This is a genomic window from Planomonospora sp. ID91781, from assembly GCF_015711595.1.
GTDB classification, from domain to species: Bacteria; Actinomycetota; Actinomycetes; order Streptosporangiales; family Streptosporangiaceae; genus Planomonospora; species Planomonospora parontospora.
In genome coordinates this window covers 290,942-312,622 of sequence record NZ_JABTEY010000004.1, presented here as the reverse complement: position 1 = coordinate 312,622, position 21,681 = coordinate 290,942, and the positions used below count along the sequence as shown (strand labels likewise).

Annotated in this window: 17 protein-coding genes; 11 read left to right on the top strand and 6 right to left on the bottom strand. The window is 69.6% G+C overall.

Annotation, left to right across the window (positions count from 1 at the left end):
• Positions 1 to 46: 46 nt before the first annotated feature.
• The gene (locus HS048_RS35160; RefSeq protein ID WP_196470162.1) at positions 47 to 928 is read right to left on the bottom strand and encodes a helix-turn-helix domain-containing protein; all 882 of its coding nucleotides are present in this window, start codon (positions 926 to 928) and stop codon (positions 47 to 49) included.
• Between the two features lie 158 nt (positions 929 to 1,086).
• Here HS048_RS35160 and HS048_RS39040 point away from each other — a divergent pair, with 158 nt between their 5' ends.
• Positions 1,087 to 1,896: a CPBP family intramembrane glutamic endopeptidase gene (locus HS048_RS39040; RefSeq protein ID WP_196470161.1), complete on the top strand. Its 810-nt coding sequence runs from the start codon at positions 1,087 to 1,089 to the stop codon at positions 1,894 to 1,896.
• A 9-nt stretch (positions 1,897 to 1,905) separates the two neighbouring features.
• Here HS048_RS39040 and HS048_RS35150 read toward each other — a convergent pair whose 3' ends face one another.
• Positions 1,906 to 4,836, bottom strand: coding sequence for a BTAD domain-containing putative transcriptional regulator (locus tag HS048_RS35150; RefSeq protein WP_196470160.1), 2,931 nt, complete (start codon positions 4,834 to 4,836; stop codon positions 1,906 to 1,908).
• Positions 4,837 to 5,500: 664 nt separating this feature from the next.
• Here HS048_RS35150 and HS048_RS39035 point away from each other — a divergent pair.
• Complete coding sequence (locus tag HS048_RS39035; protein ID WP_307832755.1) at positions 5,501 to 7,234, top strand: cytochrome P450; 1,734 nt, start codon at positions 5,501 to 5,503, stop codon at positions 7,232 to 7,234.
• Between the two features lie 57 nt (positions 7,235 to 7,291).
• On the opposite strand, the gene HS048_RS35140 is transcribed toward HS048_RS39035, so the two are convergent.
• Entirely contained in the window at positions 7,292 to 8,608 is a 1,317-nt protein-coding gene (locus HS048_RS35140) for a helix-turn-helix transcriptional regulator (protein ID WP_196470159.1), read from the bottom strand.
• A gap of 176 nt (positions 8,609 to 8,784) precedes the next feature.
• On the opposite strand from HS048_RS35140, the gene HS048_RS35135 reads away from it, so the two are divergent.
• Complete coding sequence (locus HS048_RS35135) at positions 8,785 to 8,940, top strand: hypothetical protein (RefSeq protein ID WP_189239700.1); 156 nt, start codon at positions 8,785 to 8,787, stop codon at positions 8,938 to 8,940.
• Between the two features lie 103 nt (positions 8,941 to 9,043).
• Here the strand turns inward: HS048_RS35135 and HS048_RS35130 are convergent, their stop codons facing one another.
• A complete protein-coding gene (locus HS048_RS35130) occupies positions 9,044 to 10,330 on the bottom strand; it encodes a helix-turn-helix transcriptional regulator (RefSeq protein WP_196470158.1) in 1,287 nt (428 codons plus the stop codon).
• A gap of 424 nt (positions 10,331 to 10,754) precedes the next feature.
• Here HS048_RS35130 and HS048_RS35125 point away from each other — a divergent pair, with 424 nt between their 5' ends.
• On the top strand, positions 10,755 to 11,393 hold the full coding sequence (locus HS048_RS35125; protein WP_196470157.1) for a hypothetical protein: 639 nt from the start codon (positions 10,755 to 10,757) through the stop codon (positions 11,391 to 11,393).
• A 31-nt stretch (positions 11,394 to 11,424) separates the two neighbouring features.
• Here the strand turns inward: HS048_RS35125 and HS048_RS35120 are convergent, their stop codons facing one another.
• Complete coding sequence (locus tag HS048_RS35120) at positions 11,425 to 12,666, bottom strand: IS256 family transposase (protein WP_196465821.1); 1,242 nt, start codon at positions 12,664 to 12,666, stop codon at positions 11,425 to 11,427.
• A 303-nt stretch (positions 12,667 to 12,969) separates the two neighbouring features.
• Between HS048_RS35120 and HS048_RS35115 the strand changes: the two genes are divergently transcribed.
• The 7 genes from HS048_RS35115 (at position 12,970) to HS048_RS35085 (ending at position 19,334) form a co-directional block, all read left to right on the top strand.
• Complete coding sequence (locus HS048_RS35115) at positions 12,970 to 13,167, top strand: hypothetical protein (RefSeq protein ID WP_196470156.1); 198 nt, start codon at positions 12,970 to 12,972, stop codon at positions 13,165 to 13,167.
• Between the two features lie 988 nt (positions 13,168 to 14,155).
• Positions 14,156 to 14,698 carry a winged helix-turn-helix domain-containing protein gene (locus HS048_RS35110; RefSeq protein ID WP_196470136.1) on the top strand — a complete coding sequence of 181 codons (543 nt, stop codon included), beginning with the start codon at positions 14,156 to 14,158 and terminating at the stop codon, positions 14,696 to 14,698.
• Positions 14,699 to 14,743: 45 nt separating this feature from the next.
• The gene (locus HS048_RS35105) at positions 14,744 to 14,977 is read left to right on the top strand and encodes a hypothetical protein (protein WP_196470135.1); all 234 of its coding nucleotides are present in this window, start codon (positions 14,744 to 14,746) and stop codon (positions 14,975 to 14,977) included.
• A 47-nt stretch (positions 14,978 to 15,024) separates the two neighbouring features.
• On the top strand, positions 15,025 to 16,470 hold the full coding sequence (locus tag HS048_RS35100; RefSeq protein ID WP_196470155.1) for an IS4 family transposase: 1,446 nt from the start codon (positions 15,025 to 15,027) through the stop codon (positions 16,468 to 16,470).
• A 29-nt stretch (positions 16,471 to 16,499) separates the two neighbouring features.
• Positions 16,500 to 16,745, top strand: a complete 246-nt coding sequence (locus HS048_RS35095; protein ID WP_196470133.1) for a transposase — start codon at positions 16,500 to 16,502, stop codon at positions 16,743 to 16,745.
• 255 nt (positions 16,746 to 17,000) lie between these two features.
• Positions 17,001 to 18,188: an ISAs1 family transposase gene (locus HS048_RS35090; protein ID WP_196470154.1), complete on the top strand. Its 1,188-nt coding sequence runs from the start codon at positions 17,001 to 17,003 to the stop codon at positions 18,186 to 18,188.
• A 186-nt stretch (positions 18,189 to 18,374) separates the two neighbouring features.
• Positions 18,375 to 19,334: a DUF4007 family protein gene (locus HS048_RS35085; RefSeq protein WP_196470153.1), complete on the top strand. Its 960-nt coding sequence runs from the start codon at positions 18,375 to 18,377 to the stop codon at positions 19,332 to 19,334.
• Between the two features lie 354 nt (positions 19,335 to 19,688).
• Here HS048_RS35085 and HS048_RS35080 read toward each other — a convergent pair whose 3' ends face one another.
• The gene (locus HS048_RS35080) at positions 19,689 to 21,371 is read right to left on the bottom strand and encodes a hypothetical protein (RefSeq protein ID WP_196470151.1); all 1,683 of its coding nucleotides are present in this window, start codon (positions 21,369 to 21,371) and stop codon (positions 19,689 to 19,691) included.
• Positions 21,372 to 21,681 lie beyond the last annotated feature (310 nt).

Sequence of the window (21,681 nt, the reverse complement as noted above, 5' to 3'; positions counted from 1 at the left end):
GCGGTGCGGCGTACGCGGTGCGGTGACCCGGCGGACGACGTGTCCCTCACCGGCCGGGCAGGGCCTCCGCGTGGGCGTCCGCGACGAGCCCCGCCCCGGTCACCCGCACGGTGAGGGGGAACAGCGCGTCCGGGTTCTCTTCGAGCCAGGCGAGCACGGCCTCAAGGCGCCGGGCGGGCCAGGCCAGGGAAGCGAGCAGGCGCGAGTCCGGCAGCGGGGCGCGGTGGCGCACGAGAGCCGCCAGGAGGACGGCGAGGTCGTCTCTGACCGGGTCGTCGGCGTTCGCGGCCGCCGCGTTCATGTCGGCGCCCAGCCGCTGGAAGAAGTCGGTCATGGCGGTGAGCCGCTCGCGGCCGACCGGACCGATCTCCGCGATGCCGAGGCAGTAGCGTGCGGCGGCCAGCCACCGCGTGTTCCGCTGCGCGTCCAGTTCGAGGACGCGGGACCAGACACGCGATTCGAGGGAGTACCGGTCCTGACGGCCGACGGATTCGCGGTGCAGGACGGAGAGCTTCTCGAGGTATCCCACGGCCCGTGAGACGGTGCCGTGGGTGACCCCGAGCCGGCAGGAGAGCTGCGCGGCGGAGACCGGGGCCTCCGCGATGATGAGCGACGCGAGCACCGCGGACGCCGTTCGAGGCAGGCCGCTGTCGTGGAACAGCGCGGACAACGTCCGGATCGCGTCGGCCACAAGGCCGTCCCGCTCCGTTGCCGCGCCGACCGGCCCGCGTCGTGCCGGTGGCGTGAGGGAGCCGGGCGAACGCGACGCGGCCAGGTAGGCGGCGGTGCCGCCGGCGCGGCCCACCTCCCGGCTGACCGTCGACGTGGGTCTGCCCAGCCGGCGTGCGACGGTGGCGTACGAGTCGCCGGCGGCCAGCCCGTCCGAGATCACCTGTCGTTCCCGGGCGGTGAGCCTGCGACCCGGCACCAGATCCCCTCTCCGTTGCAATAGAAGAACCGCGTGCAACGAATCCATCCCTCGCGTTGCACCGGATCGGCCTCTTGCAACAGCATTCTGCGGCAAGCAACCGGACAACCCTATCGTTGCGGATTGCGGAAACAATCAATGCAACGGAGGTGGCCCGCGTGCCCGGTCCTTCATCGTTCAGCCGACGTCCCGCTCCCCCGACCGCGGGCCGCCTGCGGTCGGCGATCGAGGGCGGACGCCACTCCTGGGCGACATCGCTGGCGCTGCACCTCCTGCCCGGCGTACCCATCGTTCTGGCGTACCTCCTCTTCACCGGACCGCTCGTCCGCGCCATCGGATACCCGCCGTTCCTGGCCTGGGTGCTGGCGATGTGCCTGGGCCTGGTTCCGGTGCAGCTCGGCACGCTCTTCTGGCTCGGCGCGCGTCCCGGCGGGCGCCGGTCGCTTCGCGGCGTCGTGGCCTACCCGGACAGGCCCATACGCCGGTGGCCGCTCGTCGGCATGGTCACCGGACTGGTGCTGTGGACCTTCGTGGCCGGCAGCGTCGCCCAGCCCGTCGACCGCGTCCTGCAGGAGCGCGTGTTCGCCTGGCTCCCGTGGGCGTCAGAGGTCTCCGGCACGACAGGCGCCTTCACCGGCCATACGGAATCGAAGGTCGTGACGACTCTCGCCGTGTCGCTGATCCTGTCGGGCCTGCTCGGCCCGGTGACCGAGGAACTCTACTTCCGTGGATTCCTCCTGCCGCGGCTGCCGGCCGGCCGCTGGGCGCCCGCCGTGAACACCGCCCTGTTCTCCCTGTATCACTTCTGGACGCCGTGGCAGTTCTTCTCACGGGTCCTGCTCTTCCTGCCGGCCGTCTGGTGCACCTGGCGCGGGCGCGACCTGCGCGTGTCCCTGTGGGTTCACGTCATCGGCAACACGACCGGCCAACTGCTCGGCCTCATCGCCATCACCGCCGGCCTGGCCTGAGAGAAAGATTCACAGGACAGGCCTTAACGCGTCGGCTTTGATCATTTTTTTCATGCAGCGATGGCGGTGCGCGTCGACCAGATCACCGCTGTATACATGTGAGGCCTCACGGTAGGCGGCCAAGGCGGCCTTGCGATGCTCCTCCGCTGCCCGCTCGTCGCCCTTCTCCCTGGCGCACCGGATCATCGCCGTCAGAACGTCGCCGCGCTTTTCCACGAACCGCGCCTCGGCTGTCCGGTGCCGGATCGCCTGTGCCAGCGCGCGCCCGCTTTCGCACGCCTCGTACGCGGCCTGATATCGGGCGCAGGTCAAGGCGGCCGTCGCCACCGCGTACAGGGCGTGCATCTCGTAGCTGCGGTCACTGTGCTCGGCGCTGTGCGCGATGCCGAGCTTCATCGCCTCATCGGCGTATTCGACCGCGGCGGTCCCGTCTGCTTGCAGGCTGGCCACCATGGCGAGGATCCAGGTGCTGACCAGTTCCGTCTGCCGGGTGGCGAGGGTCCGGCTGAGCTCGCGTGCCTGCTGGGCGTCGTTGACCGCCTGGGCAAGATGGTTGGCGATCCGGTGATCGGAGCGGTGTGCGGGTGGCGTACCGGTGTCCTCCGCGTCGTCGTGCGCTTCTGCGGCCATGTGGTAATGCGCTTCGGCGCGCATCGCCAGGGCTCGGCTCAGACCCTGGTGGTCGGATTGGTCGGTGAAGACGGTGATGCACGTGTCGGCCAGCGGGACGGCGCGCTCCGACTGGCCGGGCTGCTGCATGATCAACCAGGCCAGCCGGAGCCGTGCCTGCGCGGTGACGTTGGCATCGCCGGCGTCCGCGCTGATCTGCACGATCTCTCGCCAGAGGTCTTCGGCCTCCTGCAGGCGCTCTTCGCGGATCAGGTAGGCCGACAGGCGCGAGGCCAGGCCGTAGGCCAGCCGATAGCGCTCGTACTGGCAGGCCAGCCGGGTCACGGTGACGATGTTGCCGCATTCGGCGTCGTACCAGCCGTCCGGATCGGTTGTGATCAAGTCGCAGACCACGGCCGGTGCGAACGTCCGGGGGGTGATGGCTCGCGCTGAGGGGAAATGGAATTCGCCCGGCGTCGCGGCGGCCGCTACGCTGACCAACTCCAGCCATCCGAGCAGCAGTTGCTGAAGGGCGAGGTCGTGATCGGAAGGGTGTTCGGTCAGCTGGAGCGCGGCGTATTCCCTTAGCACGTCGTGGAAGCGGTAGCGCGGTTGGCCTATCGCGTCCACGCCCGCGGTGGTCAGCAGGTTGTGCAGCACCAGCGTCTCCAGCAGCGGGCCGGCATCGCCGGTGGTGAGCAGCATCGTCGCCAGCCAGGTCGGCCAATCCGACCCGGCCAGGGACAGGACGCGAAAGGCTCGCTGGGCGGGCTCCGGCAGCGCCGTATAGCTCTCGGCCAGGCTCGCAATGATCGTCTTGCCGCCGACCGAGAACTCCGACAGCTCATGGAGCCGTGCCGCCAGGTCGGCGATGCGCCATGAGTCCTGGATCACGAGCCGGGCCCCGGAGATCTGCAGAGCCAACGGCAGGCCGCTGCACGCGCGGATCAACTCCTTCGCGCCCTCCGGTTCGGCGGCCACCCGCTGGCGGCCGATGATCTCTTCGAGCAGCGCGCGTGCCTCCTCGATACCCATCGGATGCAGCAGCAATGAACGCACCCCGCTGTCGACCATGCGCTTGCGGCTGGTGAGGATCACCGCCGAACCCGCCGTGCCCGGCAGCAGGGCCTGTACCTGATGCAGCTCGGCGACATCGTCGATGACCAGCAGCACCCGGCGTCCGGCCAGTATCGAGCGCACCAGCATGCTGCGCTCGTGCAGGCTCGGGGGGACGTTGCGGGAGGTGACTCCGAGCGTGCCCAGCAGCTCGGCCAGGACGTCGGCGAGGGCGCGCGGCTTCCCCGACATCGCCCCCATCGGCACCCAGATTTGATCCTCATAGTCTGAGCTCAGCTCGTGCGCCACCTGGATCGCCAGGGTGCTCTTGCCGACGCCGGGTGGGCCGCTGATGTTCACGATCGGCACGCCGCGGCGCCCGTGCTGAGGAGTGAGCCACTGCACAAGCTCGGTGATCTCCGATTGCCGTCCGGTGAAGTCCCATAGCGCCGGCGGCAGCTGCTTCAGCGCCGGCGTCATGACCGGCGGTGCAGGGGCCGGTGCGGCTGCGGTTTCGGCTTCGGCGGCGATCTCATCGCGCACCTGGCGCAGGTGCGGCCCGGGCCCGTAGCCGGTCTCCTCGCGCAGCCGTGCCTCCGCCGTCGCGAAGTACTGCAGCGCGCGCGCATACTGGCCGGCCCGCGCCAGCGCCCGCATCAGCAGCGCGTGCAGGGGTTCGGAGCTCGGGTCGTCGGCCAGCGCCTGCTCCACGTCGGCCACGAGCCCATGGTGGTGATCGCCACCCAGCTCCAGCCGTGTCTGCAGCAGCAGCGCGACCGCGGTGCCGCGGTCGCGCAGCAGCTCCTCACTCCACGCGCGCAGCTGGTCGACCTGCTCCGGCACATCCGCCAGCGGCGGACCGCTCCACAGGTCGACGGCCTCTTGCAGGATCGTGACGGCGCTGAGCGGTTCTCCGGCGCCCATGGCGGTTTCGGCGTTTTCCAGCAGAGCGCGAAAGTCCAGCGCATCCACCGTGTCGGCAGGGTCCAAGACGATGCGGTACCGGCCATCACTGCCTTTCGGTAGGCGTTCCCCCAGACGCGCGCGCAGGCCCGACAACAGCGTTTTCAGTGAATTGGCGTGGTCGGCGTAATCCTGCCAGATGGCCTGCATCAGCCGTTCTGCCGATAGCCCTCTGTGCTCGGGCGGCAGCCCTCTTCTGCGCCCTATCAGTTCGGCCGCGACCAAAGCGGCGATCGCCCGCCGCTGCAACAGCGTCAGATTCAGGTTCTCGGCGTCGGCGACCGCCGTCTGTCCCAGGATCGCAAAACGCACGCTGCTCCTGACGCCGGTCCGGTCGGGTGCTGTCGAGTAGTGGATCACCCCGTACTGGAGCACTGTAGCTAAAGGGCACGGACGGAGCGAAACGTCAATACGGTCGGTGAACGGATTTTTCACCTGACCATGCGCTTACCTCGCGCTAACCCCATTTTGACCTGGGCTCTGTACGGTGCGAGGTGCTGCTTCGGCAACGCGGGGGCGTGCTGTCGTTGCCCAGGAACTTCCTGGTCAGCGGCAGCATCCTGCCGGAGCAGCCACCAGGAGACAGGGTGTCGGAAGTGCGCATTCGAAACTTTCCGACATCAAATGCTTACTCGTCTTGGGCACGTACATACGGGAGGAATCACCCATGGCTGTCGGAGTGCGCAAAGGAACACCCCCCTGGATTCCCTTCGTGCAGCTCTCGCCTCACTCCGCGGCACCCCTGCTGCCACGGCAGTACACGCCTGGGAAAGCCGATGTCCCGCAGAACCACCATGATCTTGTATCGGCGACCGGTGGCATCGACCGTGATGCTCCTGCGCACCCGGCGCCCTCACTGGAGCAGAAACTCCCGCTCGGCCACGAGGCAGCATCCTGCGATCACGACGGCCCGCACCTCGACCTGAACGCGCTACGCGCACAGGACGCCGACACGCTGATCACTGCCATCCAAGCAGTGTGGCCTGACCGGCTGAGCGCTGAGCCGCAGACCCTCGCGGACGTCATCGAGCGCCCTTACCTGCTGCCCTTCGCCTACCGGCGCTCCTGCACGCCCGGCGGCGTGGCCTTGTCACCGCAAGCGCGCGCCCTGATCTGCTGTCTGCTGCGCGCGGCCGGCCACGACCCCGAGGCCATCCGGCCGACGGCCGCATCCACGCACGAGCACCGGCCCTCCAGCGAAGACGACACCGACCTCGAGGTCGTCGCCTTCGTGCGGCACTACTACGCGGCCGACCGCAGCCCTCTGCGACGGTTCGCCTCCCGCGTCGACACCGCCTATCTCAAGCAGCACCCCGAGGCCCTGTCCGCCGTCTACCAGCACCACCTCACCCTCGTCCCGGAGGCGCGCTGGCCGCTGCCCGTGCACGTCGAAGAGCGCATCACCACCCTGCTGAGCCAGCGCGAAACCGCCTACAGCTGGCAACCACCGTCGTCTGACCCGCACCCGCACCCCGACCAGCAGCCGCGCCCGCGGCCGCGCCCTGAAGGAGACAGAACAACCGTGGAATACGATCCCTTCACCCACGCGCTCCAGGAGGATCCGTATCCCACCTACGCGTGGCTGCGAGAGAACGCACCGCTGTACCGCAACGACCACCACGACTTCTACGCCCTGTCGCGCCACGCCGACGTGCGCCTGGCGCTACGCGACCACGCCCTGTACTCCAGCAGCCGCGGCGTCAGCCTGGAGATGTGGGACGTCGTGGCACAGCAAGGACTCAGCGCCGCCGAGCTCGTCGGCTTCATCGCCCTCGACCCGCCGCAGCACACGCGCCTGCGCGCCCTGGTCGGCCGCGGATTCACCCGCGCCCGCGTGGCCGCGCTCGAACCGGCGATCCGCGCCATCATCCGCCAGCACCTGCACCGCGCCTGGGAGGGCAGCGACGGGAGCTTCGACTTCGCCGAGACCTTCACCCTCATCCCGATGGACGTCATCGCCGAGATCCTCGGCATCCCGGCGGCCGACCGCACCATGGTGCGCGACATGGTGATCGACGTCGGCCAGCGCCAGGACGGCGACACCCAGCTGCCGATGAGTTTCTGGGAATCGCTGCAGGACCTGACCACCTACTACGGCCACCTGATCATGGAACGGCGGGCCCACCCGCGCGACGACCTCATCAGCACCATGGCCACCGCCGACCTCGACGGCGACCGGCTCACCGACCAGGAGATCATCACCTCACTGCTGCTGATCAACGCCGCCGGCACCGAGACCGTCACCAAACTCGCCAGCAACGCGTGGTACCAGGCGTGGCGGCACCCCGAGCAGCAGGCGCTGGCCTGGGAAGGCAACATCGACGGCTGGGTCAACGAGACCCTGCGCTACGACGGACCCGCCCAGGCCCTGGCACGCGAACTCACCCGCGACACCCTCCTGCACGGCACCCTGGTTCCCGCCGGATCGCGCATCCTGCTGCTGGGCGCCTCGGCCAACCGCGACCCCCGGGTCTTCCCCGACCCGGACCGCTACGACCTGAACCGCGACACCGGCTCCGCCATCCCGTTCGGCGGCGGACCGCACTTCTGCCTCGGCGCGGCCCTGGCCCGCATGCAGCTGCGCATCGCGCTGGAAGAGCTCATCACTGCCGTCGACGCCTACGACATCGACCCGGAAGGAATCCGCCTGGCGTGCACGACGAACCTCCGGGGCTTTTCCGCACTGCCGACCACGGTCAAGCTGCGATGAACCGGCGGGCCGCTGCCGTCCGGTGCAGCGGCCCGCCACGAGTTTCCGCTCAGACATTCACATATGCGCGCACTGCAGCGCTTGCACCAACGCCCGATGCTCCTGATCCGCCGCGCCCACCTGCCCGTGCAGATCCGCTGCCGCCCGCCATGCCCGCGACGCCCGCGGCAGCGCCACCATCGCCTGCAGGATCTCCGCCGCCCGCGCCTGCGCGGCCGCCGCCCCAGGCAGGTCCCCGGTCGTCTGGTCGATCGCCGCCAGCAGCTCGTGCGCCTCCACCGCCACCGGCCCGACCAGATCCTTGTGCCGGACGATCTGCTGCGCCCGCTCCCGGGCCTGCACAGCCCGCCCGCGCACCAGGTCGACGCGCGCTAAGGCGAGCTCGCACGAGGCCACGTCACCCGGATGGGCCGGCGCCGCGATCAGGTCGGCATGCGCGGCCGCGAGCATCTCCTCGATCCGGTCCAGATCATCGGGCATGTGCAGGAGCATGTGCTCGGCCAGGAACATCCGCAGCCGACCGGAGGCGAGCCGTCCTCCCCGCTCCTCCTGCAGGCGCAGCGCCCGCTTGCTCAGCAGCTCGGCGTTGTCCCGGTCACCGAGGACCATCGCCACGGCCGCGCCGTTCCAGGCCGCCGCCAGCTGCGCCCGCGTCGAGCCGATCCAGTCGGCGACCTCCAGCAACTGCTCGTTGAACTGCGCCATGCGCGCGTACTGCCCACGCTCCATGTAAGCGGCCAGCAGCGTGGCGCCCAGCTCGACCAGCCGGTCGGTCCACCCCAGCGGCTCCTCCCGCTCCAGCGCCGCCTCACCCACCCGTACGGCCGCGCCGAGGTCGCCCACCTCCCGATGGCACCGGCACAACGCCACCGCGATCGAGATGCGCTGCTCGCGGTGCCGAATCTCCTGATCCGCCATCTCGACCTGTTCCGAGCCCACCTGCTCCAGCAGCGTCGTCAGCCGGTCGATCGCAGCCCGGCGATCACCCGTGGCCTCCAGCGCCAGGGCGTAGCCGTACTCCACCTGCCAGCGCAGCTGAGGCACCAACGGCAGACCGGGCTCAGACCGCAACCGTGTGAACTCCTGGACGGCGACCTCGAGCCGGCCGTCGCGCAAGGCCTTGTCCGCACGGTCGGCCCGGGACCGCAGCACGGCCATGTCCTGATCGGCGACGCCGTGCTGCAGGTGCACCGGTGAACAGCCCAGCCGCTCGGCCAAGATTCCCAGCACCAGCGGCGACATGGTCTCCTCACCCGCCTCATACGCCGCGATGTCGTCCTCGGTGAACTCCGGTCCGGCCAACTGCGACCAGGTCATGCCGGCCTGCTTCCGCAGCGTCCGCAGTCTCCACCCCGCCGTGCTGTCACCGATCACGTCGCGCTCCTTGCTCTGCCGACGACCCACTCATCGATCATTTCATGGGCGTATCGGCCACCACCGTTGATGATCACCGTCGCTCGCAGAGACTTGTCCCCATGCGGACGTTGTGTCACACGACGGTCCACGGGACAATTCCTCCCGAAGATCATGACCGTGATTCGGAGAAACCCGTGACCAGACGCAATCGACGCACCGCCCTCGTCACCACGGCCACGGTGGCCCTGCTCGCGTTCGCCGCTCCCGGTACGGCAGCGGCCGACCCGCGACCGGCCGACCGCGCCCCGGTCTCAGCGCCGGCCGCCGGGGGAGCCTGCTGCTACCAATGACCCCTGCCGCAGGCGACCGCGGCGCGGCGGTACGGCGCATGGTGCCGCGCCGATAAGGCGGCACCTGCGCGCGGCCGGCGGAGCGACTCGGCCGCAGCGCACGTCACAGCCCCGCGTGCGTCAACGCCTGCTGATACGCCTCGGCGCTGCCCTTGGCATCATCCAGATCCTCGCGGATGCGCGCGATCGCCAGCCATGCCCGCGCGATCCGCCGGGTGGGCGGCGCCGTGGCCAGCCATGCACCCGCCGCCGACAGCTCAGCAAGGGCGTCCCGCGGCCGCCCCAGCTGCGCCATGATCTGCCCGGCCAGCAGATGCCGCTCCGCCCGCACATCGTGCGGCAGCTCCTCCAGACGGTCGTCGACCACCGTCAGGTGCTCCTGCGCCTGCCGCACCGCGCCCGCCGCCAGCTCCGCCCGCGCGAGATCCACCGCGCACCGCACCGTTTCCCGCCCAGCACCGGAAAGTCCGCGCAGTTCCTCCAGCGCCCGCGACAGCACCGGCCGCCACGCGCCGCCGCGCTCCGGCGCCACACTCAGCGCGATCGCGGCATACCGGCTGCGGACCCGGTCCTCGCTGGCGCCCGCCGCGCCGCTGCCCAGCTGCGCGGCGATCGCCCGTTCGACTGCCGTCAGCGCCTGTTCGGTCTGTCCGCTCTCGGCGGCCACGACCGCCGCGGCGCGCCAGGCGGCCGCCAGCGCCGGGGGAGCGGCGAGCCGTTCGGCGGCCGTCACCAGCTGCCGGCAGAACTGCTGCGCCCGCAGCAGGTCACCGCGCTCGACATAGGCGGCCAGCAGTTCGACGCCCAACTGGATGATCCCGGCATCCCACCGGGGCACCGGCGAACCCAGCACCACCGGTTCGGCGATCGCCACCGCCGACGCCAGATCACCCCGCTGCCGGTAGCACGACGACAACCGGCCGATGACGGTCATCGCCGCGTCGGCGGGCAGGGGCTCCTCACGTCGACGGATCCGCTCCAGCAGCGTGATCGCCTCATCCAGCTCACCGCAGGCCTGCATCGCCGCGGCCAGCCCGAGCTCGGCCTCCCGGTGCAGCTCCGGCAGACCGGTCAAGCCGCTGTCATGGACCAGCTCGGCATACCGCGCCCGCGCTTGAGCATGGGCGCCGGTCTCCAGCGCCGTACGCGCCTCCCGAAGACCTTCTTCGAACGTCGTCGTCTGCTCGGGCGTCACACCGTGCCGTAAGTACAGGACGGAGCACCCGAGCTTATCGGCCAGCAGTTCCAGCACGCCGGGCGTGGGGATGCGCTTACCGCTCTCGATCAATGAGACATAGCTGTCCGACACCTCCGGGTGGGCAAGCTCCGCCTGCGATAGCCCTCGTTGCCGACGAGCGGCCTTGATACGGTCCCCGACCGACGCTCCCACTACAGCAGTAGACACGGCATCCCTCGCCCGAACGGTCCTTGCGCGGCACGGCTTGTCCGATAGCCCGTGCGCCCCACGCGCCGTCACCCCACGATCCTGCTACGGCGTGATCCACAGGCAAATCTACCTTTACAAGCCACTTTGCTGATCGCTACCCGCCGCCAACGAACCAGATCGTTACCGCGGATGCTGGGTCCCACGCGGACCCTATGCGACGCCTCATCGCACTGACGGAACGTCCGGCTGCTCCGGCGGTCGACCCTCTGCTCCCACGATGTCGCCCTAGCCCATCGGGGAAGCGCGCAAGAACATCAAGGAGCCGACGGATCCGCGTGAGCGGGTGGCAACCGTCGGCTCCATCGTCACTCACCGCACAGCGAGGACATCTACCGACGTCGCCGGCGTTAAGGGGAGGGGTAGTCGCATGATCCGCGCGGACCGTACCGCGGTCGACGCCGCCGACTTGGCCAAGCTGCACGGCATCACCAGCGTTGTCACCGCCCGCAAGAAGGGTCTCTACAGCGACCCCACCCTCCCGGCTCCCATCAGCGCGACCCGGAAAAGACTCTGGGACCGCGACCAGGCCGCTGCGCACGCGGCAGGCGAACCCATCCCCGAGCTGCCCGCCGAGGACGACCCGGACGATCTGCTGGAGGCGCAGGAAGCCGCCGCGTTGTGGGAAATCACGCCCAAGCGATGGCTGAAGAACGTGGCCGAGGACTACGCGCCGCCGGCGAGCGCCGAGGTGTACGGCATCCCGCACTGGACGCGCGCCACGGTCACCGGCTACCGGAGGCCGGGCGCCGGTGCGGGCGCGGGCCGGCCACGTGGCGCCCGCGACAGCCGGCCGCGCGCCTGCAGCATCCGGGACGAGCAGCACCACAAGCGGGTCCGCCAGGTCCAGGAGATGGTGAAGGCCGCGGCCGCCGAAAAGCGTGAACTGAAGGGCCCCGACGTCGCTGTGGAACTGGGGATCAGCAGAGCCCAGGGCCGACGACTGCTCGATATCGCCCTTGGCCTGCAGGCAGAAGGCGCCGGTCACGTCCAGCGAAGTGGTGTATGAGTCGGCCTTCGCGTGATCCCGTTTCTGCAGGTTAAGCGGTAAGTGTCTGCGGCAGCGGGTTCTGCCCCGGTGTGTCGCCGCAGATCAGCCGCAGCCGGACCTTGGCCAGCACGTCCAGCCCCATGTAGCGGCGGGCCTCGGTCCACTCGTCGGTCTGCTCGGCCAGCACCGCACCCACCAGGCGCACGACCGAACTCCGGTCGGGGAAGATACCGACCACGTCGGTGCGGCGGCGGATCTCCTTGTTCAACCGCTCCTGCGGATTGTTCGACCACACCTGCCGCCAGACCTCCCGAGGGAACGCAGCAAAGGCCAGCAACTCCTCCCGGGCCGCGTCCAGATGCGCCGCCGCGGCCGGATACTTCGCCTCCAGGGCGTCGATGACCCAGGCATGCTGGGAGCGCACGGCCTCGGCGGTCGGCTGGTCGAAGATCGTGCGCACCAGGGTCGCCACCCACGGCTGCGCCGACTTGGGCACGGTGGTCAGCAAATTCCGCAGGTAGTGCGTTCGACAGCGCTGCCAGGCCGCGCCCGCCAGCACCGCGCCGACCGCCTCCACCAAGCCCCGGTGGGCATCGGAGACCACCAGCTGCACCCCCGACAGGCCCCGCGCCACCAGGCCCCGCAGGAAGCCCAGCCAGCCCGCGCCGTCCTCGGCCGAGGTCACCTCCAGCCCCAGGATCTCCCGGCGGCCGTCGGCGTTCACGGCCGTGGCGACCAGCACGTGCACGTTCACCGTCCGCCCGTCCTCACGGACCTTCTGCGTCAGCGCGTCCAGCCACAGGAACGCATACGGGCCGCCGTCCAGCGGGCGGGTGCGGAAGGCCTCCACCTGCCCGTCGAGCATCTTGGCCATCTCCGAGACCTGGCTTTTCGAGATGTGCTGCACCCCGAGCTGCTCGATCAGCTTGTCGACGCGGCGGGTGGAGACGCCCAGCAGGTAGCTGGTGGCCACCACGCTGATGAGGGCCTGTTCGGCCCGGCGGCGGCGCTGCAGCAGCCAGTCCGGGAAGTAGGTGCCCGAACGCAGCTTGGGGATGGCGAGCTCGACGGTGCCGGCGCGGGTGTCCCAGTCCCGCTTCCGGTAGCCGTTGCGGCGGTTGGCGCGCTGATCGCTGCGCTCGCCGTAGGCGGCGCCGCACAGGCTGTCGGCCTCAGCCGACATCAACGCCTCGGCCATGGTCTTCACCATGGAGCGCAACAGATCCGGGTCGCTGGTCTGAATCTGCTCCGCCAGCCACGCCATCGGGTCCACACTGTTGTTCACGGCCATCGCTTTCTTCCTTCGATCTTGGTTTCGCAACCCGAAGGATCACGCGATGGCCGTCTTCATGTCCGGCGGCACGCCTGTGTGCTGGGGAAACTCTTACACCACTTCCGTGGACGCAACCAAGGCGCCGCGACGCACCGCTGAGCAGAGCCGAGCGGCTCGAGCTCTTCATCGTTGACCCCTTGCACGCTCTGGCTCTCATCACAGGCGAGCACTTGTTGCCCGGCCACGTCCGCGACGTGAGATCTTTCGGCCCGTCTCAGGCCAGTCCGAATCGTCGGCATCAAGTCGCGCTTCCTCGACGGGTTGACCGGCACCGTCACCGATGTGGTCCCCCCGGCGCGACGAAATGCCACCCAGTGCGTGACGATCCTGCTGGATGAAGCATCCACCGAGATCTACAAGACGCATCGCGCATCCCCCGTCCTGCAGGACAACCGGGCCACGGTCACCGGCATCCCCATCATCTGCTGCCGACCGCTGGACGCGGCCGGATCGCTCTGACCGACATCGCAGTCCGCTCACCGCGAACGGCGCCCTGACGAGCGGGCCGGGCACACGATGCCCGGCCCGCTCTTTCTTTCCCCGCCGCAGCAAGCGCCCACGATCACCACCCCTCGGGTCGTGCTCACCGCCGTCCCTTCTACGGCCAGGGCGTCCGATCACCCACGCGATCAGCCGCCGTCGACGACGCGAACATCACCATCCGCCGGTCCGGCGGCTGCAGAACGCATTCGACCGGCGCCGGCGAGGTGCCCATGGCGCGCCTGCTTCCCGCGCCTCACGACCAGCCGAACGCCCACGAGCAGGCGCCGCATCACCGCCGCATGGCGGGGATTCTCCGCGGACGCCGCTTCGGCCGTCTTTCTGAGCTCCTCCCGCCAGCCGGAACCTCCCCGCTGGCTGTCGCTTCGACCAGCAGACGCCTGATCGCCCATGCGAGGCAGCCCGCCCGCTACGGGCGGACGGCATCCTTCCCGATCCCCGCCGCCGGGCCTGAACGCCTTGATCGGACCGGATACCGTCCAGCCCGCGGGGACTTCCACCTTGGACGTGTGCAGGTATGAATGCGCAGGTGCAGCAGGACGGTCCCGCCGGTAGCCCGAGCCCTCGCCTGATGGCAGGCGGGCACATAACCGGCCGGCTTCAACGGATGTGCTCCAGCCCGAGACCGGACCGATCGGCGAGCCGGGCGATCGCCGCGGCGTCCGGCTCACCGGCCACGGGACGTCCGAGCCGTGCTGTGAGCGGGAGAGGCACCGAAGCCCGGTGACAAGGCGAAGACCGGCGGATGGTCTCCGAAGAGACCGCGGAATGGCACTCCTGTCCGCCGGCCTTCTCTCCAATCCGAAAGGACAGTCACGCTCCCCTTCCGAAGCACCCATGGTACGCCCTGGGCGGAGCGCCCTGACGTGCACAGGACTACTCCAATTGAACTCGTAGGGTCCGTCTGAGCTGTGGTGTTGTGCGGCCTTCGCGGTAGAGCGGGAGTATGAGGTACGCGCAACGGGGTGGGTACACGCCCGCCGAGCAGGAGCGACGCGAGCGGCTGCGGTTGGAGACGGCCGAGCGGTTCGCGCGGGAGGAGCCGGTCGCGGTTATCGCCCGGGACCTGCGGGTCACCGAGCGGACGGTACGGCGATGGCGCCGCCGTTGGCGGCAGGGCGGAGCGCAGGCCCTGCGTTCGGCCGGGCCGGTCTCGCGGGAGCGGTTGTCGGCGCGGTCGTGGGCGACGCTGGAGGCGGAGCTGAAGCGGGGGCCGCTGGCGCATGGGTTCGCCGATGACCAGCGCTGGACGCTGGGCCGCGTCAAGACGGTGATCGGTCGGCTCTTCCATGTCGGTTACACCGTCCAGGGCGTGGCCAGGCTGCTCAAACGGCACAACTGGTCGGTGCAGGTGCCGCTGCGCCGGGCCGTCGAGCGCGACGAGGAGGCCATCGCGGCGTGGAAGGACGAGGTGTGGCCGCAGGTAAAAGCACCGCGGCGGACCTGGGCGCCTACGTCTGCTTCGAAGACGAGACAGGCCAGGGGCTGAGGCCGCCGAAAGGGAAGGACCTGGGCGCCGCGCGGGATGCGGCCGGTGGTGCGGGTACGGGGCCGGGGCGCGGGACGGGTCAACGTGGCCGGGGTGGTCTGTTTGCGTCCCGGCCGGCGTTCGCATCTGTTCTACGCGCTGCATGTCTGCCGGGGCCGCCGGGGCGAGGCCAAGAGCTTTTCCTGGCGGCAGTACCGGGATCTGATCGTCGCGGTGCATGAGCATCTCGGGGCTCCGCTGGTGTGGTGCTGGGACAACCTGAACCTGCACCTGGTCTAGGAGCCAATGCCATTTAGATAGGCATTTATGCTGGCAGCGTCCGTCGGGTGACGGAGTGGATCAAGGGTGCTGGGCCGGGCCGGCTGACGGATCTGGTGGGGCTGGGGGCGTTGACGTCGCTGGTACCACGGCAGCTCCTGGACGAGGCGATCGAGCTGCACGGATGCCGCGAGGAGTGGGTCCGGAAGCTCCCCGCGCATGTGACGCTCTACCTGCTGATGGCGTTGTGCCTGTTCGCGGACGACGACAATGAGGAAGTCGCGGAGAAACTGACCGGCCTGCTCACGGCGGTGCCGGGAGTGCGATGGGAGCCGCCGACGCGGGGCGCGGTCACCCAGGCCCGGCAGCGGTTGGGGGCTGAGGTCGTCCGGGAGGTGTTCGAGCGCCTCGCCCGTCCGGCCGCGACGGAGACGACCTCAGGAGCGTGGCTGGGGCGGTGGCGGTTGATGGCGATCGACGGGTTCATCCTCGATCTGCCGGACACGGCGGCGAACCTGGCGGAGTTCCCCAACGACAGCGCGGGCGGATACGAGACCGTATACCCGCAGGCCAGAGTGGTGGCGATCAGCGAGTACGCCTCGCACGCGATCGTCGCGGCGGACACCTCGGGCTGCTGGGACAGTGAGCAGACCCTCGCCTACTCGTTGTACGGGCGGCTCACGCCCGAGATGCTGCTGACCGCCGACCGCGGCTTCTACAGCTTCCGCGCCTGGCAATACGCCTCCTCGACCGGCGCTCAACTGCTGTGGCGTGTCCAAGCCGGCCTGCACCCGTACCGGCTGGAAGATCTGGACGACGGCTCCTGGCTCGCCGTCATCACCAAGCCCGCCAAATTGCACCGATCGCAGAAGGACCGGCTGCGAGATGACGCCCGCCGTGGCCGTGAACCGGATCCGGACCTTGCGGCGATCGTCCGGGTGGTCGACTACACAGTGCCCGACCGCAGGGGTGAGCACATCCGGCTCATCACCACCATCCTCGATCCGGGCGAGGCGAGCGCGCAGCAGCTCGCCGCCTGCTACCAGGAGCGCTGGGAGGCCGAAACCGGATTCGCTCAACTGAAGATCCACCTACGCGGTCCCGGCAGGGTCCTGCGATCGCGGACCCCGGACCTGGTCCGCCAGGAGATCTGGGCCTATCTCCTCACCCACTGGGCGCTGGCCACCCTGATCTGCACCGCAGCCACCGCGGCCGGGGTCGACCCAGACCGGATCAAGTTCCTGGCCACGCTCCGGATCGTGCGCCGCTCGGTCACCGACCGGGCGGCCTTTCCCCCTGAACCCGACCACGACCTGTGGTTCAGGACCGTTCATCACGTTGGACGGCCCCGCAACCGCAATCCCGAACGCCGCCACCGAACCTACCCCCGCTCCGTCAAACGCACCCGGCGCAGCAGCTACCGCGAACGACGTCCCAGCGATAAGGGCATCCGTCACACGGGACCTCCCACCGTCCAGCTCCTTACGCTGACAGGCCCACAACCAGCACGATGACCTATCTAAACGGCATTGGGGTCTAGGAGTTGAGTGACTTCGCCGCGGCCAACGCCGCGTGGTTGCGGGTGGTGCGGCTGCCGACGTACGCGCCGGAGCTGAACCCGGCCGAAGGGGTGTGGTCGCTGCTGCGCCGGGCGATGGCCAACTTTGTCGTCACCGATCTCGACGGTCTGGTCCGGATCGTGAAACGCAAACTGAAGAAGATCCAGTCCAGGCCATATCTGCTCGACGGGCGCCTGACCGCGACCGGGCTGAGCCTCGACCCATGGTGATCGCGTAGGCGGACCCTACGCGTTCAACTGGAGTAATACCCCAAGCATTAATAAAAGCCGTAAATGCTCTTAAAAGGTAAAATCAGGTTGTGTCGTGTGGAGGCACCCCAAGGCGGAGGCGTTCTCGGCTGGTGAGACGGTCGCAGCCCTGCACCGGGCCAGCAGTGGAGGGCACCCCGATACGTAGATGACAAACGCGACCCCTGATGATCGTCGGTGTCTAGCCAGTCGATCAAGAACAGGGGCCGCGTTCGCGTGCCATCATCCCCGATCGACGTGCTCGCCCGCCACTGCGAGCACGCCGCAACAGCCGATCCATGGACCGACCTGCCCATCCTGGCCGAGGTCCTGGACACCCTGCCCGACCCGCGCAGCCGCCGCGGACGCCGCTACCGACTCGGCCCGCTCCTGGCCCTGATGCTGCTCGCCGTCCTGGGCGGAGCCACCTCCATCGCGGCGATCAACCGATCCATCAGCGGATACGACCCGGACCTCCTGTCACACGCCGGACTGACCGGCACCCTCCGCCTGGCCACCAGCACCCTGCGCAGGCTGCTCGCCCGCCTGGACGGCGACACCCTCGATACCGCCATCGGCACCTACCTGGCCGCCCTGGCCACCGACAGCCCACCCGCCCCAGGCCCGCCCACCGGCCGACCTCCACTGACCGGACTGGCCATCGACGGCAAGACCCTGCGCGGCAGCCGCACCACCGACGGCACCGTGCACCTGCTGGCCGCCGCCCGCCACGACACCCAGACCGTCGTCGCCCAACGCCAGGTCGCGGCCAAAAGCAACGAGATCGGCGCGTTCACGCCGCTGCTGTCCAGCCTGGACCTGGCGAACGTGGTGGTCACCGCCGACGCCCTGCACACCCAGACCGAGCACGCCCGCCAGATCCTCGCCGCCGGCGGCCACTACCTGCTCATCGTCAAGGGCAACCAGCCCACCCTGCACCGCCGGCTCAAGGCCCTGCCCTGGCGAGCGGCCATCCTGAACGACCGCACCGACGAGCGCGGCCACGGCCGCCGCGAGATCCGCCGCATGAAGATCTGCACCGTCCGGCCCGATCTGCCCTTCCCCCACGCCAACCAGGCCATCCAGGTCAAACGCCGCCGCACCGACCACCGCACCGGCACCACCACCATCGTCACCGTCTACGCGATCACCAGCCTGCCGCCCGGCCGGGCCACCCACGCCCACCTCGCCACGCTGATCCGCGGCCACTGGAGCATCGAGGCCCTGCACCACATCCGCGACGTCACCTACCGCGAGGACGCCTCACGCGTCCGGACCGGCGCCGCCCCACGGGTCATGGCGAGCCTGCGCAACCTGGCCATCGGCCTGGCCCGTCTGATCGGCTGGACCAACATCGCCGCCGCCACTGATCACTACCGCAGCCATCCCGCGGACGGACTCCAGCTACTCGGTCTCAACACATGAGAACGCTCCGGCCCTGGGAGGCACCCACCGGCATCAGCCCGCCTTTTCCAATCCGATATCCGAAGGACATCCGCCACGCCTCATCCAGCGCCGCGGCGCCCATCCGTACCGCCTTCCCCCAGCGCCGAGCAACTCCTGCTCTTCGCCACCGAACCCGCCGAACCCACCGAGCCCACCAGGCCCGCTGTGGGCTCCCTGGCATCCGCCTGCTCGCCGACCTGGGGCCGCCATGGCTCCAACCCTTCCCGCTACGGCTGGCTCGGCCGCACCTATGTCGCGCTCGCCGACGGTCCCGAGGTCTTCGCCCGCGCCGACAGCACCGTCCGGCTCGCCGTCGGCAGCAGGAACCGCGTCGCGTCCATCCGGTTTTGGATGAGGGCCTTCACTCTCACCACCGAAGCCGATCCCGTGCCCGGCCAGGCCTCCAGCGTCACGCTCACCGAGCGCGCGCACTGGCTGCTGAACCCTGACACCGGCGTCGACCCCTACCTGGAGGATCCCGCTAGTCTCTGGCTGCTGCACTGGTGGCTGCTGTCTTCGCGCCCGTGCCGCGTGCCCACCTGGCACGTGGCCTTCAACCACATGCTCACCGTCTTCTCCACCGACACCTTGCACCGGCGTCTCGGCGCGCTGGCCGACCAAGCCGGATGGAAGACCCCCAGCGCGAAGGTCATCAATGAGGACATCTCCTGCCTGGTGCGCATGTACAGCCCGGATCGCAGCTGGGCCGACAACCTTCAGGCGCACCTGGAGGACATCATCGACCGGCCGTTCGCCTCTTTGATGCTGCTGTCGGCCCCTGAGGACGGTCAGCTGCGCCTGAACCCCGGTGTCATGCCTGCCCGGGTGGTCGCCTACGCCTGCCTGGCCTACAGCCAGGCCATCGACCCCGCGGCCCGCACGATCTCCCTCGCCCGGCTGAGCACCGACGTCGGCGGGCCGGGCCGGGCGTTTCGGCTGTACTCCCGTCAGCTGACCGCCTACCTGCAGAGGGTGGCCGACACCCACGTCGGCATCCAGCTCGCCGAATCACTCGGTGAGCCGGTCCTGATCTTCGACGAGCCCGCCATGCCGATGGGCGGGCACCTGCTGAGCACTCTGTACTCCCGTCCCGGCTACGAGGCACCGCCCTTGCCTGCGCACTGATCCCGTGAGCACCGGCTGATCGAGGGACACGATCCGAACCGCTGACGGATCCCCCGACCGGCACCTCATCACCGATACCGCTCAGGCCCATCCTCGATTTCTCTGCCACCGATCGGTAAGAACCGGACACCGCCCCTCCGTCGTACACCAATGCCGTGTCGCCTACGAGACCACGTCGCGGCCGACGGCGGACGTGGTCGCTGAACGCTCCCCACAGGGGATGGTCGTGTCCGTCGCAGGAGAAGCCATGCTGTCCGTGCCGTAGGCGATCCGCGAAAGGCTCGCTTTACCTGCCCGCACGGCCACATGCCGGGTCTCCGGCAGGGTACGGAGATCACGAGTCCGGGTGGACGGTCAGGGAGGGCAGGAAGCGGCCGCGGTGGGGAACCGGAAGGAGGTACGTGCGGGGGCACCCACCAGGTTGTCCCAGAACCGGTCCGGGGTAAGTGGGGTCCGGGTGGCGTCCAGCAGGTCCCGGAACCGGCCGCCTGCCAATTCGCCCCTGATCCTGTCCACCTCGGCCTGGAACCGCTCGTCCGGCAGCCGGGTCCCAGGGTCGGCGTAGTCGGCGAAGACGTACTCGGCGGGCAGCGGCTTCTCGTGCCCGACCCGCCGCCCGCACGCCGCGGTCATGTGGCTGCCGAGGGTGTTGGCCAGGCCGAGCCGGTCGACGACGAGGACGTCCAGCGGGAACGACGCCCCCAGCGTGCCCAGCACGTCGCCCGTCACGGCCAGGCGCGCGGGACGGTCGGCGCGGAGCGGGACGGGACCGAACCCCGTGTCCGGCACGTGCAGGCCGGCGGCGTTCTGCGTGCTCAGCGGGTCGGCGGCGGCGCGGACGTAGGGTTCGGCGCCGATCGGGTGGGCGTCCCGGGTCCAGGCTACGTAGAAACCGCGCTCGTCGGCGATCCCGTCCGGCCCGACGGCCTGCCCGTACGGCACGCGGAGCGCCATGGCGCAGAGCACGGCCCACGACGCCACGGTCGCACAGGCCAGGGCGGTCACGGCGTGCAGCGGCAGGACCATGGCGGGGAGCAGGATCAGCAGCAGGACCGGCAGCATCATCCGGCCGTGCATGAAGTCGCCGCCGACCCGCAGGACGTACAGCAGCATCAGCGCCCCGGCCGTGAGCGGGGCCGCCGCCACGACGAGGTCGCGGCGTCGGCGCAGGGCCCACAGCGCCAGCGGGACGACCGCCAGCAGGGGGCCAGCGAGCTGGTAGGTCAGCACGGTGTCCCCGGCGTAGAGCAGACCGCGCGCCCACCGGCTCGCGCCGGCCTCCTTGGCCAGGGCCGTGTTGGGAACGACGAGCCCGTAGTAACCCATCCGGAAGACCTGATAGGCGACCGGCAGGGCCATGGAGACCGCGCACCAGCGGGCGGCGGTGCGCCATCCCGGACGCCGCAGCACGAGCAGCACGCCCAGGAAGACGGGGTAGACCAGAGCCAGCTCCGGCCGGACGAGAGGCGCCAGACCGAGGACGAGCACTAGGGGGAGCGCCGGGCCTCCCCGGGCCGCCCTGACCAGCAGCCACCAGGACGCGCCGATCCACAGGAACGCCAGCCCGGTCTCCAGGCCGGAGGTGGCGAACTCCCAGAACGGCGGCAGCGCGAGGACGATCAGCACCCCAGCTGGCAGGAACCAGTGCGAGCGGCCGTGCAGGAGCATGGCGCCGGCCACGGCGGACGCCACGGCGCCGACCGTGCACATCAGGCCGAGCACCACCGAGACCTGGGCCGCGTCCGCCCGGCCCAGCCAGGAGACCAGCGCGACCAGATAGGTCCAAGCGGTGCTGGTGTTGGCCTCGACGCGCTCACCGATGTTGAAGACCGGCCCGTTGCCCGCGAGTAGCTGCCGGACGGTCCGCACCGCGATCAGGCCGTCATCGCTGATCCAGCGGTTCTGCCACCCGGCGAAGGCCGTCGCGGCCGCGGCCGCCACCGTGATCGCATGGTTCCACATCCGGGTCGGCTGCGACAGCCACGCGGCGGTAGAAGCCTGATCGACGTACGCGAGCGGGAGCACGACATCCTCCATGCTGATCACATTGCACTCACCGTGCAGCGTTCACCCTGAATGTGGAAATTAGCGGGTATTCGACCGTTGTCAGCGTAGTTGATCTCTGCTTGTACTCAGCCAGGCCGAGACGGCCGAGCTTCGAACGGCGTGTTGGCTGTTGTGGAACATCGGCCGCCGGAGACCTCAGATGCGCCTGGTCCAGATCCTTCCAGCAGGACTCCCTGCTTCAGACTGGCAAAACGACTTGGGCAGCGCGTTTCCGACGATGAACTGGCCGCTTCCATCGTCCGGCGTAATCCAGATCTGCAGCGTGTGGGAATACGGTGGT